The organism is Flavobacterium humidisoli (genome assembly GCF_023272795.1).
Taxonomy (GTDB): Bacteria; Bacteroidota; Bacteroidia; order Flavobacteriales; family Flavobacteriaceae; genus Flavobacterium; species Flavobacterium humidisoli.
On record NZ_CP096829.1, the window covers coordinates 4,111,703 to 4,128,271 of the forward strand.

Genomic DNA, 16,569 nt, shown 5'->3' on the forward strand with positions numbered 1-16,569 from the left:
CAAAAACCAATTTATGAATTCAAACTTACTTTTGAGAATTGCTAGTGCTATCATTCTCTTAACCCACTCCGTTTTCGGAATGTTCAATAATGGCATCAATGACTTTGGAAATCTATTTCTCAATCAAATTGGCTTTGCACCTTATGGCATTTTTCTTGCCTGGATTATAAAGCTGTCTCATATAGTAGCGGCAATACTTTTATTAGCTAACAAATACATTAAACTTGCCGGATTTATCACCATTTTTGTCTTAATCATGGGAATTATATTAGTACACTTTAAAGAAGGCTGGTTTGTTGTAGGTGGCGGAAGAAATGGTGTTGAATATAATTTTCTGCTCATAATAGTTTTATTGGCAATTATGTATCCGAATGGATTAAAGTGGAATTCTAAATAATTTAAAGATGGAAATAATTTGTAAAAACTGTCAACAAATATTTACTGGAAATTATTGTAATAATTGTGGGCAACCTGCTGAAACACATAAAATCAACAGCCATTTTTTATGGCACGATATACAGCATGGTTTATTGCATTTTGACAAAGGAATTCTTTTTTCTTTAAAAGAACTATTTACAAGACCGGGACATTCTGTTCGGGAATTTATTGAAGGGAAACGAGTTAAACACTTCAAACCTTTATCTTTACTCGTTCTTCTGGCTACATTTTATAGTTTTCTCTATCATTATTTTCACATTCATTACTTTATAGACAAATCCTCAGATTCTATTGATTACGAAAATTTAAGCGAATGGATAACTACTCATTTTTCTTGGGTAACCATTGCTACAATACCATTTTATACAATAGGAACTTATATTGTTTTTAAAAATCAGGGATATAATTTTGTTGAATTTTTTGTGCTGAATACTTTTAAAGCTTCGCAGAGAATTTTTGTTCAAATTTTGACATTTCCTTTATTGTTTTACTTTAACCAAAAACATTATTTACATCAGTTTTCACTTGCAACATACCTACTCGGTACTTTAGTTATTTTTTGGACCAATATTCAGTTTTTTAATAAAATTTCAAAAACAAAAGCATTGTTTTTGTCTATTTTAAGCCATATGATTTTTCTGTTCACTTTTTTAACGGTTGTAGCTATCATACTTCTGCTTACAGGAAATTTTGCTGAATAAATTAGAAAATAAAAAAGCTCAGTATACAACTGAGCTTTTCTAAATGAATCAATAATTATTACAAATTATTTATTTCTTTACTTTTTTGCTTTTGCTTTTATAGTATTTTCTATATTTTGGATATGTAACAGCTCCAATTATACTAATTACAATCAAGCAATAATAAACCCAACTCAAAGAATGTGCTTCACCACTTGCGTAAGAGTGTAAACCAACCAAATGGAAGTTTACTCCATAATACGTAAATAAAATCGAAACAAAAGCATACATACTCATTAAGTTGAAGAACCATTTTCCTCTTAAAGCAGGAACAAAACGAGCGTGAATTACAAATGCATAAATCATAATTGAGATTAAAGCCCAAGTTTCTTTCGGATCCCAACCCCAATAACGTCCCCAGCTTTCGTTTGCCCATTGTCCGCCTAAGAAGTTTCCAATAGTCAACATGATCAAACCAATAGTTAAAGCCATTTCGTTGATGTATGTAATCTCTTTTAAATTAAGTTCCATTTTGGCTTTATTTTTCTCAGTTGTAAAGAAAATCAATAGCAATGCAACAAAACCTAAAATAAATCCTAATGCAGTTGGACCATAACTACCTACAATAACTGCAACGTGAATCATTAACCAATACGAGTTCAGAACTGGCTGTAAGTTTGCAATTTCAGGGTCAATCCAGTTCATGTAAGCCGCCATTAAAATCATAGCAGTGACAAAAGCAGATGATGCCACTGTCAATTTTGATTTTCTATCAAAAGCTAATCCGAAGAACATGGTCGACCAAGCTACATAAACGATTGATTCGTAAGCATTACTCCAAGGTGCGTGACCAGAAATGTACCAGCGTGCAATTAATCCTAATGTATGAATTGCAAATAACAATCCGACTAAAACATGAAAACCATTTATTGTTATGCGAAGCCATTTTTTCTCAAAGAAAATGTTCACAATAATAAAAATGAACATAAAGCTTGCTACTGTAACATACCAATACGGTAATTTTTGAAAAACGTCGTATTTATTATAAGCTATCTCAGCATCGATTTTCTCTTCACTTGGTCTTACTTTACCTCCAAATTTCTTTTGAAAACCATTAATACTCTCAACTAAATTATCTGCAGCATCAAAATTTTTAGCAATAGAACCATTGTTTAAGGCACTAAAATACAATGGCAGAATTTGATTTACATAAGTAGAATCCATTCCTTTAAAGCCATTATTATTGCGCTCTAAATACGAAACCCATTTATGATTTGGATCATTCGGAATTGGGAAGATTCTCAAGATACTTCCGCTTAATGCCGATTCCATTAAGTTTACTTTTTTATCTGTTTCGACAAAATCTTTCTCAAACTGGTTTGGATTTGCCGCTTTATAGGCTGCATCTAAATAAGGAGATAATTTATAATTTCCTTGTTCGTCAAAGAATTTTACAAATGGAGCATATTTATCTTTAGAATCAATACCAATAATTTTACGAATACTGTCATTTCCTGACTTAATATAAATCAAAGGAATCTGAATCCAAACCTGAGCATATTGTGTCATAGACAAGAATACCTGATCGGAATTCATTCCATTGTATTTATCATCGTGGCTTACCTTACGAAGTAATTCAGAAGAAAATGTATTGATAGGCTTCATTCTTCCGCCGGCATCTTGAATAATCAAACGGCCAAATTTTGCCGCATGCGCTTCTGGCGCTTTATAGATGTTTAATAAAGAATCTAATTGTTTCTTGCTTGGCGGCGCAGTAACGTGATTAGCGTGATCATTTGGATCTGCACTATGCACGTGATCGTGGTCATGAGAATGAACATGAGGAGACTGCTGAGCAAAACTGCTCAAGCTCAACATTAAAACTAAAATTGTAATTAGTTTTTCTTTTTTCTTTTTAACAGCTTCTAGTTTGCGTTTTAAATCACCAAAACGAGAATGTTTCGTAAACATAATTGCCATTAAACCAATGTATAATAGAAAATAACCGAAATAAGTAATATTCGTTCCCCAGAAATCGTGGTTTACAGATAAAACAGTTCCTTTTTCATCTGGATCAAATGAAGACTGGAAGAAACGGAATCCTTTATAATCTAAAACGTGATTCATAAAAATATCGGCATCAAAAGTTTCTGTAGAGTCCTGAACAGTTACCTTACTTTTATATGAAGAATAACTTTTTTCAGTTCCAGGATATTTCTCAGCAATAAAATCATTTAAACGAATTTTAAATGGCAAAACATAAGCTTTACTTCCAAAGAAAATAGAGTATTCAATATTACCTATTTTAACGGTTTTAGCTTCTCCAACTTGGCCTTTATTACCAAAAACCATTACTTCTTTTTCCTGTCCTTCCGCTTTTACTTTAACGACTAAAGCATCAGAATGAGATTTTGCTTTGAAATCATTATTAGATTCGTAATCCACTTTACCTTTCAATGGAGGCTCTGGAAATACAATTCTAATATCTCCAATGCTATATAATGAACGCATCATTAAAGGCTGTACGTTATCTTTTGTAACCTTTCCTTTAAATTGATCTGCCATACGCATAAATTCACCTTCAAAAGGAGTCTGAATCGTATATTCTTTTCCAGTTGTATTAATGTTAATTGCACCGTCTGTCTGCTTATTTAAAGCAAATAAAACATTGTGAATGTTTTGAACTTCACCTTCTTTCAGGTAATGTTCTTCTCGTCCACCTGCTCCAGCTTCAACTAGTTTAAGGTATAAAGTTCCGTTTGGATCTGGCTTAACTACTTCTTTTGCTCCCATGATATAGTTCGAATAGGTAACTTCAAAAGGAGTTTCGTCAAATTTTCCTGAAATACTAAAATCGTTATTGGTAACAGGAGAAAGTAAAAGACTTTTTTCAAAAACCCTTCTTTTCATCTCCCCTTTATATTCACCATCAGCAAAAATGGTCAAAAAGGTTTTATCTGAATATACTTGGTTTTCTGCCGCGCCTTCGCGAATTGGCATCATTCCTTCGTAACTAATATATCTTGTAATAAAAGCTCCTAAAAGGATAAAAACAAAAGAAAGGTGCAATAAAAGAGTTGCCCATTTTTCTTTTTTATGCAATTGATATTTTTTGATATTTCCGAAGAAATTAAGCATAAAAATGGCCATAATTGCCTCAAACCACCAAGTATTGTAAATTAGTATTCTAGCCGTGTCGGTATTGTATTTACTTTCGATAAAAGTTCCAACACCCATTGCAATTGCGAATGTTAAAAAAAGAACGGCCATTAATCGTGTAGAAAACAAAAAAGAGAATATTTTTTTATCCATTTCTTAGGAATTACATTGTATAAAAGTGCGACAAAAGTACTTAAAAATGTTGATTAGCAGGCTTTGCCTTTTGTTAATAAAAACCAAAAATAAGGACTATTTTTTAAACGAATTGATAATATGGAAAGTTTAAACCTACAAAATAGATTCACTTTTTTTAAATATTTTTTTTTAGTTAAAAAGCGGTAAAATTCTAACCAAAACCAAAGGGCAATAAAAACTTCAAAAAAGCATTATCAATATTCGATAGTCTTCTGCATTAAAAAAATAATACTAATTTTGCTTTCATGATTCAGATAACAATAATCGGTTCCGGCAATGTTGCACAGCATTTGATAAAGGCTTTTTCTGCCAGCAAAATTGTTGAAATTAAACAGGTTTTTTCGCGAAAGAAAGAAGCTCTACTTCATCTAATTGATTCTGAAAAGATTGTAAACGATTTTCAAGCATTAGAACCTGCTGATTTGCATATTATTTCAGTTTCAGATAATGCCATTACAGAAGTTTCAGAACAGCTTCCGTTTAACAATCAATTAGTGGTTCACACTTCAGGAACATCTTCAATCGAACTTTTAGATCCTAAAAACAGGCGTGGTGTTTTTTATCCGCTTCAGACATTTTCTAAAAATAAAAAATTAGATTATGCTGTTGTTCCTTTCTGTCTAGAAGCAGAAAATACAGCCGATTTTAAACTTCTGGAAACCATTGCAAAAAGTGTTTCAACTGCGGTTTATTCTATAAACTCAGAACAACGCAAGGCGCTTCATGTTGCGGCAGTATTTGTTAGTAATTTTACAAATCATCTGTACCAAATGGGACACGAAATCTGTGAAGAAAATCAAGTTCCTTTTGCTGTTTTAAAACCTTTAATTCAGGAAACAGCAGATAAAATCAATACACTCGATCCTATTGATGCACAAACAGGCCCAGCGATACGCCGCGATTCTAACACAACCGACGCGCATGTGGCTTTTTTACAAGACGAAAACAAAAAAAATATCTATAAAATCCTAACACAATCTATACAGCATAATGGGAAAAAGTTATAAAGAAATAATGAATGACATCACAACGTTTGTTTTTGATGTAGATGGCGTACTTACTGATGGTTCTGTTTTTGTAACCAATGAAGGCGAAATGTTAAGAACAATGAACATTCGTGATGGTTATGCTATGAAAGCGGCTATTGAAAGCGGTTACCATGTATGCATTATTTCTGGCGGAAGCAATGAAGGAGTTCGGGTTCGTCTTCGCAATCTAGGCGTTAATGACATTCATTTAGGAACTCCTGATAAAGTAAAAACTTTTAAAGCTTACTGCGAAAGCAACAATATAAAACCAGAAAATGTGTTGTATATGGGAGACGATATCCCTGATTTTCATGTAATGAAATTAGTTGGACTTCCTACCTGTCCGCAAGATGCTAGTCCAGAAATTAAAACGCTATGCCGTTATATCTCACACGTAAAAGGTGGACGCGGCGCGGCGAGAGACGTTATCGAGCAAGTGATGAAAGTGCAAGGAAAATGGATGGATTACTTTAACGGAAAACACGATTAAGTAACCAGTCGCAGTTTTCAGCCCCAGTATCCATCTTGAAAAAAACTTAGTACCTTAGAATCTTAGCCTCTCAGAACCTTAGAATATGAAATTCCTAAAACTTATTCGTTATAAAAACCTTTTAATGCTTGCTTTTATGCAGCTGCTTTTTCGTTATGCCTTTTTAAAACAACAGCAAGTTCCTCTGGCATTAGCCGACTGGCAATATGGATTGCTGGTTTTAAGCACTGTTCTATTAGCCGCTGCAGGTTATGTCATCAATAATATTTACGATGTAGGAACGGATAGTATCAACAAACCAAACAATGTTGTAGTTGGAAAAGGAATTACAGAAACTGCCGCTTATAACATTTATATAGGTTTAAACATTACTGGCGTTGCAATTGGTTTTATATTGTCGAATATTATTATGAGGCCGACCTTTGCATCACTTTTTATTTTAATTGCTTCGCTTTTATATTTTTATGCGACGAGTTTAAAACAAATTATGATTTTAGGCAATTTCGTAGTAGCATTGCTCTTAGCGACAAGCGTATTAATTATTGGGGTTTTTGATCTTTTTCCTGCCACTACAAGCGAAAATCAAGCTCAAATGGCAAGTCTTTTTTCTATTCTGATAGACTATGCTCTATTTGCTTTTATGATTAATTTTATTCGTGAAATTGTAAAAGATATCGAAGATGTAAATGGCGATTACAATATGGGAATGAATACTTTACCTGTTGCAATAGGAGTTAACAGAGCAGCGAAAATCGCTTTAGGCTTTGCCATTGTTGCGTTTATAATGTGTGGACTTTATTGCAATACTTATTTCATGCAAAACAAGCTTTACATTGCGGTTTTTTATGCTTTTGCTACTGTTTTAGCGCCTTTGCTTTATTTTATAATAAAAATATTCAGTGCAAAATCTCAAAAAGATTTCCATCATTTAAGCAACATCTTAAAACTTATTTTATTCTTCGGAATCCTATCAATCTTGGTTATTGCCTTAAACATCAAATACAATGCTTAAAGAAAAACTAAAAAAATATAAAATCATTTTAGCTTCGGGTTCTCCTCGCAGACAACAGTTTTTTAAGGATTTAGATCTTGATTTTGAAATTCGTTTAAAGGACGTCGAAGAAATTTATCCGCCAGAATTGAAAGCGGTAGAGATTACCGATTATCTAGCCGAATTGAAAGCCAACGCTTTTGAAGGAGAATTGAAAGAAAATGAAATCTTGGTTACAAGCGATACTATTGTTTGGCACCAGAATAATGCTTTAGGAAAGCCTAAAAGTGCTGAAGAAGCTTTTGCTATGATTAAATCGATGTCTAATGCAACGCATGAAGTAATTACTTCAGTTTGTTTTAAAACGGCAGACTCCTCTACTCTTTTGCATGATATTACAAAAGTAACCTTCAACGATTTGTCTGACGAAGCTATTTTATATTATATAGAAAACTACAAACCTTACGATAAAGCTGGTGCTTATGGCATCCAGGAATGGTTTGGTTTTATGGCAGTTGCAAAAGTAGAAGGCTCTTATACCAACGTAATGGGGCTTCCGACAGCCAAAGTTTACGAATTTTTGACTACATTAGTGTAAAAAAATATTTATGTTTTCTTTTAAAGAATATAGCCGAGAAATAATCGCAACAATCATTCTTATTGGGATTTTGATTGTATTGCGTATGGTAATTGCCAAATTAATAAGGCGTTTTGCCTATACAAGCCAATTATTTGAACACCGCACCAATCTCGTTATCAAGTATATTAATATTTTAATGAATATACTTGTTGTAACCACTTTAATTATAATTTGGGGAGTTCAGACGGAAGATATTTTTATCACAATTTCTTCTATTGCAACTGTAATTGGTGTTGCCATGTTTGCCCAATGGTCTATTTTAAGCAATATTACTTCTGGAATGATTTTATTCTTCTCCTTTCCTTTTAGAATTGGAGATACGATTAAAATTCATGATAAGGATTTTCCAATTGAAGCTGAAATCGAAGACATTAATACTTTTCATGTAAGCTTAAAAACAAAAGAAGGAGAAAAAATTATTTTCCCTAACAATTTGCTACTTCAAAAGGGAATTTCTATTATTCCTGCAAAATATGAGGAAAGGGAGTTTTTTGACTAAAAACATAATGGGAATTTTATAACGGGCGCCCAAAAAGCTAGAACGTAAAAAGGCAAATAAAGTGTAATATTTGTTTTATAAATTCAGCTAAATAAAATAAAAAATGACTCGGCCCATAACATTACCCTTTTATGCAAAACTTTCTTTTATTCTCGTTACTTTAATTTGTTTTGCATTCATTTTTTGCATCGGAAAAGATATTCTTACGCCCATTTTAATGGCATTCTTATTTGCCGTTTTACTCCTTCCGATTTTTAATTTTCTAAAAACCAAACTTAAGTTTCCGAGACATCTGGCTGCTATAGTTTGTCTTGCTATTTTTATTTCCATTGTGGTCGGAATTTTAGTTTTTATCTCCTACCAAGTCACTTATATGGCAAATGATTTTGAAACTATAAAGAAAAATGCAAACTCCTTTATTGTCGAAATTCATAAATTCATTAGAGAAAATTTTCAGGTAAGTATTGGAGAACAGAAAAAATATCTGGATTCTGTTACAAAAGATTCGGTCAAAACGGGTCAGGCCAAGCTAGGTTCGTTTATAATTTCGATAAGTGATGTTCTTTTGGACAGTACCATTATGATCATCTATACTTTTTTGTTTTTGATTTATAAAGAACATTTCAAATTGTTTTTTGCCAAATTAATCAAACAGGAAAATCATGGTATTTTGCAGGATATTTTATCTCAGATCAAAGTTTCGATCAACAATTACATTGTCAGTTTGATTATTGAAATGATTGTTGTTTCGGTATTGACGAGTTTAGGTTTATGGATAATTGGCGTGAAATACTTTGTCCTTCTCGGATTGATTACAGGAATTTTAAACTTAATTCCTTATATCGGAATTTTTATTGCTGGAATTATTACCGTTCTGGCATCGTTAACAGGATCTGGAGAAATTTCAGTAATCCTCGGAATCCTGATTGTAAACATTATTGTTCAGTTTATTGATAATAATCTTCTTGTGCCATTAATTATTAATTCTAAAGTAGAAATAAACGCTTTTGTTTCTATTATGGGAATTATTGTTGGAGGTGCCGCTGCTGGAATTGCCGGAATGTTTTTAGCCATTCCTCTTTTGGCTATTTTGAAAATTATTTTTGATCGAATTGATTCGCTTTCTCCTTGGGGCTACCTTATGGGAAATCATGTTCCACGGAAATTTGCTTGGAGAAAAAGAAAAATTACAACAGACAATTAAAAATAACGTTATGCTAGCATAGCATCTATTTATTCCTTAAATTCATAAAACTTAAAATTATTAGAAGAAAATTACCGAATGTCTTTAAACAAAAAAATACTGTTTTTTATTTTGCTGTGCTTTTGTTTACAGAGCGGGTATGCGCAGGTAAATGAAAATAAAAAAGAGCCGAAAAAAGAGAAAGACACTACGGAAATCTACACTAAGATTAGAAATTATTCTAAAAAAAATAAATTTACGCAGACCATGCATAAATTATTCTTTAGATCTAAAAAGTCGAAGAAAAAAGACGAATTGCTTGTTCCTATTGATTCCACAAATTATGACGGAAAAATTATTCGAAAAATAAATATTATTACTCTGGATCCTTTTGGGCATTCTGTTGCCGATACTACTCTAACTCCTAAAAATTGGGGAGAAAGAATGGGTAACAGACTGCACTTAAAAACAAAAAAAATAGCCATTTACAATTTGTTGCTTTTTAAGAGAAATACTCGTTACGACACTTATAAAGTGCTAGAGTCTGAACGTTTGATTCGTGCGCAGCGATATGTTACAGCAGTTAGAATTTCCAATCAGACGGTTGGTCAAGCTTCAGATTCTGTAGATGTTACCATTCGTGTTTTAGATTCCTGGAGTACAATTCCGAGGTTTTCTATTTCGAGCAATCAAGTTTCGGTAGGTTTTAAAGAAAAAGATTTTTTTGGAAGTGGACAGCAGCTTGAATATCGTTTTACCAACCGTTTTGATGACGGTCAAAATGCCAATGAAGTAACGTATACTGTTCCGAATATTAAGAATACGTATATTGGAACTGTTCTCCATTACAAAATGGATTTAGATAATAACTATATTAAAAGTATAGATATAGAACGAGACTTCTACTCTCCCCTAACCAAATGGGCAGGTGGATTTTACATGGATGAAAGTTTTAGAAAAGATACCCTTCAGGCTCCAGATTCTACATTTGCTTATCAGCCCAAAAAATACACATCGCAAGATGTTTGGGCGGGGCGTGCTTTTAAAGTATTTGAAGACAATAATAAAGCTATAACAAACCTTGTTACTACTGCTCGTTTTTTGAATGTCAATTACAGTGAGTCTCCATCTGAGCTTTATGATCCGAATCATTTTTATTCTTCTGAAAAGCTAATTCTGAGCGGAATTGGTCTCAATACACGAAAATTTATAAAGGACAGCTATATTTTTAGAAACGGACAAACTGAAGACGTCCCTATAGGAAGAATATACGGTGTAACTTTTGGATATCAATATAAAAATACCTTTTGGAGGCCTTATGTCGGTGCTCAATTCTCTTTTGGAAATTATTACCGTTTAGGATTTTTAAGTATGAATTTTGAAGCAGGAACTTTTTTTCATCAATCTAAAACCTATCAGACTTCCTTTCTGTTTGAATCCAATTATTTTACGAAATTATTTAGCATCGGAAATTGGAAAATTAGACAATTCGTGAATCCGAAAGTTGTAATTGGAATAAATCGCGATGATATAATTGGAGATGAACTGAATATAAATGAACAAAACGGAATTCCAGGATTTAACAGTTATTTGTACGGAACCAGCAAAGCTGTTTTATCATTGCAAACACAAACGTATTCTCCGCATTCTTTACTTGGATTTCGTTTAAACCCATTTTTCAATTATTCCATTGCGGTATTAGGGAGTCCTGAAATGGCAATGACAAAGAGTAAACCCTATTCCAAACTTACCGTAGGATTATTAATTAGTAATGACTACTTGGTTTTCAGTTCATTCCAGCTTTCGTTATCTTATTATCCAAGTATTCCACAGCAAGGCGATAATGTTTTCAAAACAAATACTTTTGAAACTACCGATTACGGGCTTCAAAGTTTTGAACTTGCAAAGCCTAGAGTTGTCAATTACAAATAATTTTTTTGCTCTTTTTGAAGAATTCCAAAAGCAATGAAAATCTTTAAAAATCAACAAATTAACCATTTTCAATCGTTTTTTCTACTCGTTGAAATGCATTTTTACTCGACAAAATACATCTTCTTTTATTTTTTGGCACAGTATATGAATATCCCTATTCAAGATTAACATTATAAAATTAAAAAAAGATGAAAACGATAAAATTAGCAATCGCCGGATTATTTCTAATGGTTGCAAACGCCACACAAGCCCAAGTATCGGTGAACGTAAATATTGGTGCTCCACCAGCTTGGGGACCAGTAGGATATACAGAAATGGAATATTACTATCTTCCAGATGTTGAGGCTTACTACGATGTTCGTGCTGCTCAATTTATCTATTTCGGAGGAGGAAAATGGGTAAGAGCAACATACTTGCCTAGACAATATAGAAACTATGATTTGTATGGAGGTTACAAAGTAGTTTTGACAGATTATCACGGTAGAACTCCTTATACTTATTTTGACCGTCATAGAGTGAAATATTACAAAGGATACCATGGAGCTCCACAAAGGCCATACAAACCAAGACCTGTATATGGATACAGTGAGCGTCGCCACTACGATCGTAAAGATTACAAACATTACGACAAACACGATAAACATGATAAACACCATGACAGACATGATCATGATGATCACGATCGTGGACATGGACACGGTAGAAGATAAATGCTAAATTATTAGCAATCAATACAAGAGAGTATCAAAAAAACGATACTCTCTTTTTTTATGATTTGTTTAATGGGATCTTTTGTTAAAATTTTGTATATTCAATATAATTAACTGTATTACAGTAAGTTTCAGTTAAAAAGCTGATCTGTAATATATTTATAATATATATTTGCGCCGAATTTTAAAATCCAAAAAAAGAAATTTATGAAAAAGAATGTTTATTTGCTTTCATTTTTAGCAATGTCACTGTTAATAGGTTGTGACGATAATAATGACAACAAAAACGATGGACAATCGTCAAATAACATTACCATTACCTCAGATCAATCTACATTAAACCAAAGACTTGACTTAACTAATTCTGGGGTAATTTCGATCGAAAATGGTGCTTTGACAGGAAAATCTGCAGAGACTACCAACACTTCTTTTCCTCTCGTTCAAATTGCCGAGGTAAAACCGCCAGTTGATGCAAACGGAAGAACGTTACAAGCCAGTCACGTTACTGTAAACGGAAATTATGCATATGTTTCTTATATTATGAGAGGCGATGCTTATTCTGGAGCTATTGACGTAATTGATGTTTCAGATCCGTACAAGCCAAAATTGGTAACTTCTGCCCTAATTCCAAGTACTGATATTACATCTCTGACTTTTTCAGGATCAAATTTAATTATTGGAGCTGCTAAAGATGTAGACAAAGACACTCAACTAGCAGGGAATCCAGCAATTGTGTTTAATATGGAGTTAAGTTCAGGGTTGCTTACAGATAAGTTGAAAACAAACTATTTAGAAAGTAGAGTTACAACAGACGTAGCTGCTAACGCTTCTAATTATTTTGCTGTAACGGGAGACAACGGAAGTTTGTTTAAAGTAAATAGTTCGACAAAAGTAATTGCAGGAAAAGCCGCAATGGCCGATTTGCGTTCTATTGCTTTAACAAGTGATAAAGTTGTTACTTTAAGCGGAACTAAAGGAGTTAACATTTACAATCAATCGACTCTTGCCTTGCAAAAGAGCTTTACAACTTCTGTAGACGTTAGTGGAGCAAAAAGAACAATGGATATCGACGGAACAAAACTTTTCGTTTCTGAAGGTTCAAACGGTCTTGGCGTATACGACATAAACAGTGGATCAAAATTACAAACTATCGGAATCGCAACTTCAGGTGAAGACAATGTGACAAATGCCGTTTCTTTTAATGATGGCTATGCTTTTGTTGCTAACGGAGCATTAGGACTGAATGTGTATCAATCTGCAACACAGCTTAATTTATTAGGTTCGGTTGGAATTGCAGGTTCTTCAAATTATGTAAAATCAAGTGGAGATTACATTTATGTAGCTAGCGGAACTGGTGGTTTGAAAATCATTAAAATGGAAAAACCAAATACTACTTTTGCGAGTTGTTTAACTTATGGTTTGTACAATCAAGGAAGAGATTTGATTTTAAATTCTAATGACATAAAATCATACCAAGGAGCAACAGCTATAAATTCGGCAATCATTAATTCTGGTGCTGTTTTAACACATTGTGGTTCTATTGCTGTTCTTAGCAACTTAACACTAAATAGCGGTGGTACTTTTAACATGAGAGGAAGTTTATCTCAAGGTAAATACCAGCAATCGACTCCAACAGAATTAATTATAAATAACAATGCCACATTACAAGTTGAAGGATCTGTTGTAATTTGGGGAGATTTAAGATTGAACAGTGGCGCTAAAATCAATTTCATTGGCAATACTTCTTCTATCACTATTTATGGAAAAGTTACAAAAGGTACTGGCGTAACTATTACAGGAAATTACGTTGATACAGAAAACAAATTGAAATAAGCAGTAAACGGCATCAAATATATATTTTTAAGAAGCTGTCAGATTAATTCTGACAGCTTTTTTTATTGTATTTCTTAAAATGACGATCAAATAATTAATCATTAACATTTCGTTTAAATACTGTTCCGTAAAATAATTAGTATTTTTGATGCACTTTCAAAAAAAAACAATTAACCAGAATATGCGAAAAATACAGATTCAAATCTTTATTCTATTTTTTATAGGTTTTCAAATTTCATTTGCACAGCAGCCACAAAAACCAAATTCAGTTGAAATTTACAATCAAATCAAAAAACTAAACTTTTTAGGTTCTGTATTGTATGTTGCCGCGCATCCTGATGACGAAAACACTAGAATGATTTCGTATTTAGCCAATGAAATGAATGCCAGAACAGGCTATTTATCACTTACTCGTGGAGATGGCGGACAAAACCTAATTGGTCCACAATTGCGTGAATTACTTGGCGTTATTAGAACTCAAGAATTAATTGAAGCTCGAAAAATAGATGGTGGCGAGCAATTCTTTTCGAGAGCAAACGATTTTGGTTTTTCAAAAAATCCATCAGAAACTTTAGATATTTGGGACAAAGACAAAGTACTTGCTGATGTAGTTTGGACCATTAGAAAATTTCAGCCAGACATTATTATTAATAGATTTGATCATCGTTCTCCTGGTACAACACATGGACATCACACCTCTTCTGCAATGTTGAGTGTTGAAAGTTTCAAATTAACGAACGATCCTAAAATTTATCCGGAACAATTAAAATATGTTTCTCCTTGGCAAGTAAAACGCCAATTCTTCAATCCTTCTTGGTGGTTCTACGGAAGCCAAGAAAAATTTGATGCTGCCAATAAATCTAAATTTACGAAGCTAGAAACAGGCGTTTACTACACAGGAATTGGAAAATCGAATCAGGAAATAGCGGCTTTAAGTCGAAGCCGTCATCAGTCACAAGGTTTTGGAAGTACTGGTGTTCGCGGTGAAGAAACCGAATATTTAGAACTAATTAATGGTGAAACCCCAAAAGAACGTGATAATTTATTTGATGGTATAGATACAAGCTGGAACCGTGTTAAAAACGGAAAACCAGTTGGAGATTTAATTTCTTCAATCATTTCAAATTACGATTTTAGCCATCCTTCTGCAAGTATTCCAGATTTAGTCAAAGCGTATGCGATGATTCAAACTTTAGACGATACACATTGGAAAGAGATTAAACTTGCTGCTATAAAAAACATTATAGCATCTTGTTCTGGTTTATATCTTGAAGCTGTTGCCAATGAACAAGAAGCAACTCCAGGAAGTACAATAAAATTAACTCTTGAAGCTATTAATAGATGTTCAGTCGGGATGCAATTAATTAGCGTGACTACACTTCCAGACAATCAAACCACAGTCCAAAATGTGGTATTGAAGAATAATAACGATCAGAAAATGAATCTGCAGCTGCAGCTTCCAAACAATATAGAATACACTCAGCCGTATTGGCTAAAAGAAAAAGCAACAGTTGGAATGTATACCGTTTCTAATCAAGAAATTATTGGCACACCTGATATTATTAGAGATACAAAAGTGGTATTTAACATTAAAATCAATGATGTGGAAATTCCGTTTGAACGCACTGTAGTGTACAAGTACAATGATGGTGTAAAAGGCGAAATGTACAATTTTCTTGATATCGTTCCGGAAGTTACAACTTCAATTTTAGAAAAAGTTTTAATTTTTGGGAATACTAAAAGCAAAATGGTTCCAGTAAAAGTTCGCGCTGGAAAAGATGATATAAAAGGAAATCTGCAATTAGAACTACCTAAAAGCTGGTCTGTTTCTCCAAAAGAAATTCCGTTTGTTTTAGATAAAAAAGGCAACGAGCAAATCTTCTATTTTGAAGTAACGCCTCCAGTAAATCCAGAGGAAGTGACTGCAAAAAGCGTCGCAATTGTAGACAAAAAACGCTTTGACAAAGACCAAACTATTATTGATTTCAGCCATATTACCAAACAAATGGTTTTAAAACCAGCTGAATCAAAATGCATTAGAATAGATTTGAAAATTTCTGGAGACGCTATCGCTTATATTATGGGAGCTGGAGACGAAGTTCCTGAGAGTTTGACTCAGATGGGATATAAAGTTTCGATCTTAAAACCCGAAGAAATTACGCCAGAAAAATTAGACTCTTTCAGTACTGTAATTACCGGAATTCGTGCTTACAATACCGTAAATGCATTGGCAAATAAGCAAAATATACTTTTTAATTTTGTAAAAAGCGGTAAAAACATGATCGTTCAATACAATACAAACGGAAAATTAGTGACGGATAAAATTGCTCCTTATCCGTTGAAATTATCAAACGATCGTGTAACAGAAGAAAATGCTAAAATTACATTTTTAGCACCAAATCATCCTGTTTTAAATACGCCTAATAAAATATCTGAAAAAGATTTTCAAGGATGGACACAAGAACAAGGCTTATATTATCCAAACGAATATGATCCTGCCTTTACTCCTATTATTTCATCACATGACAAAGGAGAATCTGCCAAAGATGGAGCTCTTCTTGTCGCACCTTACGGAAAAGGATATTACATTTACACTGGTTTGAGTTTCTTTAGAGAATTACCAGAAGGTGTTTCTGGAGCATATCGATTACTATCGAATATTATATCTCTAAAACAGCCTATTGAAGCTCCTAAACAAGATTTAAAGCAATAAATATGGAAGCTAAAAAAACAAAAAAATGGAAAAAAAGCTACACTTATGTTTTAGTAGCTAATGCAATCTACATTGCTA

Annotated in this window: 13 protein-coding genes; 12 read left to right on the forward strand and 1 reads right to left on the reverse strand. The window is 33.1% G+C overall.

All coding sequences use genetic code 11. The features are described 5' to 3' along the window. The first annotated feature begins 13 nt into the window (after positions 1 to 13). Entirely contained in the window at positions 14 to 397 is a 384-nt protein-coding gene (locus M0M44_RS17775; RefSeq protein WP_248726884.1) for a DoxX family protein, read from the forward strand. A 7-nt stretch (positions 398 to 404) separates the two neighbouring features. Further along, on the forward strand, positions 405 to 1,139 hold the full coding sequence (locus M0M44_RS17780) for a DUF3667 domain-containing protein (RefSeq protein ID WP_248726885.1): 735 nt from the start codon (positions 405 to 407) through the stop codon (positions 1,137 to 1,139). Positions 1,140 to 1,208: 69 nt separating this feature from the next. Here M0M44_RS17780 and M0M44_RS17785 read toward each other — a convergent pair whose 3' ends face one another. Next, the gene (locus M0M44_RS17785; RefSeq protein ID WP_248726886.1) at positions 1,209 to 4,430 is read right to left on the reverse strand and encodes a cytochrome c biogenesis protein; all 3,222 of its coding nucleotides are present in this window, start codon (positions 4,428 to 4,430) and stop codon (positions 1,209 to 1,211) included. Between the two features lie 287 nt (positions 4,431 to 4,717). Here M0M44_RS17785 and M0M44_RS17790 point away from each other — a divergent pair, with 287 nt between their 5' ends. From M0M44_RS17790 to M0M44_RS17835, 10 genes are all read left to right on the forward strand, one after another. Continuing rightward, positions 4,718 to 5,479 (forward strand): Rossmann-like and DUF2520 domain-containing protein, encoded by a 762-nt coding sequence (locus tag M0M44_RS17790; protein ID WP_248726887.1) that lies wholly within the window; start codon positions 4,718 to 4,720, stop codon positions 5,477 to 5,479. Next, entirely contained in the window at positions 5,463 to 5,990 is a 528-nt protein-coding gene (locus M0M44_RS17795) for a KdsC family phosphatase (RefSeq protein ID WP_248726888.1), read from the forward strand. The genes M0M44_RS17790 and M0M44_RS17795 overlap by 17 nt, the downstream gene beginning before the upstream one ends. Before the next feature lie 85 nt (positions 5,991 to 6,075). Beyond that, positions 6,076 to 7,002: a geranylgeranylglycerol-phosphate geranylgeranyltransferase gene (locus M0M44_RS17800; RefSeq protein WP_248726889.1), complete on the forward strand. Its 927-nt coding sequence runs from the start codon at positions 6,076 to 6,078 to the stop codon at positions 7,000 to 7,002. Continuing rightward, positions 6,995 to 7,579: a Maf-like protein gene (locus tag M0M44_RS17805; RefSeq protein WP_248726890.1), complete on the forward strand. Its 585-nt coding sequence runs from the start codon at positions 6,995 to 6,997 to the stop codon at positions 7,577 to 7,579. Before M0M44_RS17800 ends, M0M44_RS17805 begins: the two co-directional genes overlap by 8 nt. Before the next feature lie 10 nt (positions 7,580 to 7,589). Next, the gene (locus M0M44_RS17810) at positions 7,590 to 8,120 is read left to right on the forward strand and encodes a mechanosensitive ion channel domain-containing protein (protein ID WP_248726891.1); all 531 of its coding nucleotides are present in this window, start codon (positions 7,590 to 7,592) and stop codon (positions 8,118 to 8,120) included. 103 nt (positions 8,121 to 8,223) lie between these two features. After that, a complete protein-coding gene (locus M0M44_RS17815; protein ID WP_248726892.1) occupies positions 8,224 to 9,324 on the forward strand; it encodes an AI-2E family transporter in 1,101 nt (366 codons plus the stop codon). A 246-nt stretch (positions 9,325 to 9,570) separates the two neighbouring features. Beyond that, entirely contained in the window at positions 9,571 to 11,235 is a 1,665-nt protein-coding gene (locus M0M44_RS17820; RefSeq protein WP_338030072.1) for a hypothetical protein, read from the forward strand. Between the two features lie 188 nt (positions 11,236 to 11,423). Beyond that, positions 11,424 to 11,945, forward strand: a complete 522-nt coding sequence (locus M0M44_RS17825) for a hypothetical protein (protein ID WP_248726894.1) — start codon at positions 11,424 to 11,426, stop codon at positions 11,943 to 11,945. A gap of 207 nt (positions 11,946 to 12,152) precedes the next feature. Then, positions 12,153 to 13,778 (forward strand): LVIVD repeat-containing protein, encoded by a 1,626-nt coding sequence (locus M0M44_RS17830; RefSeq protein ID WP_248726895.1) that lies wholly within the window; start codon positions 12,153 to 12,155, stop codon positions 13,776 to 13,778. 181 nt (positions 13,779 to 13,959) lie between these two features. Next, entirely contained in the window at positions 13,960 to 16,491 is a 2,532-nt protein-coding gene (locus M0M44_RS17835) for a PIG-L family deacetylase (RefSeq protein ID WP_248726896.1), read from the forward strand. Positions 16,492 to 16,569: the final 78 nt, after the last annotated feature.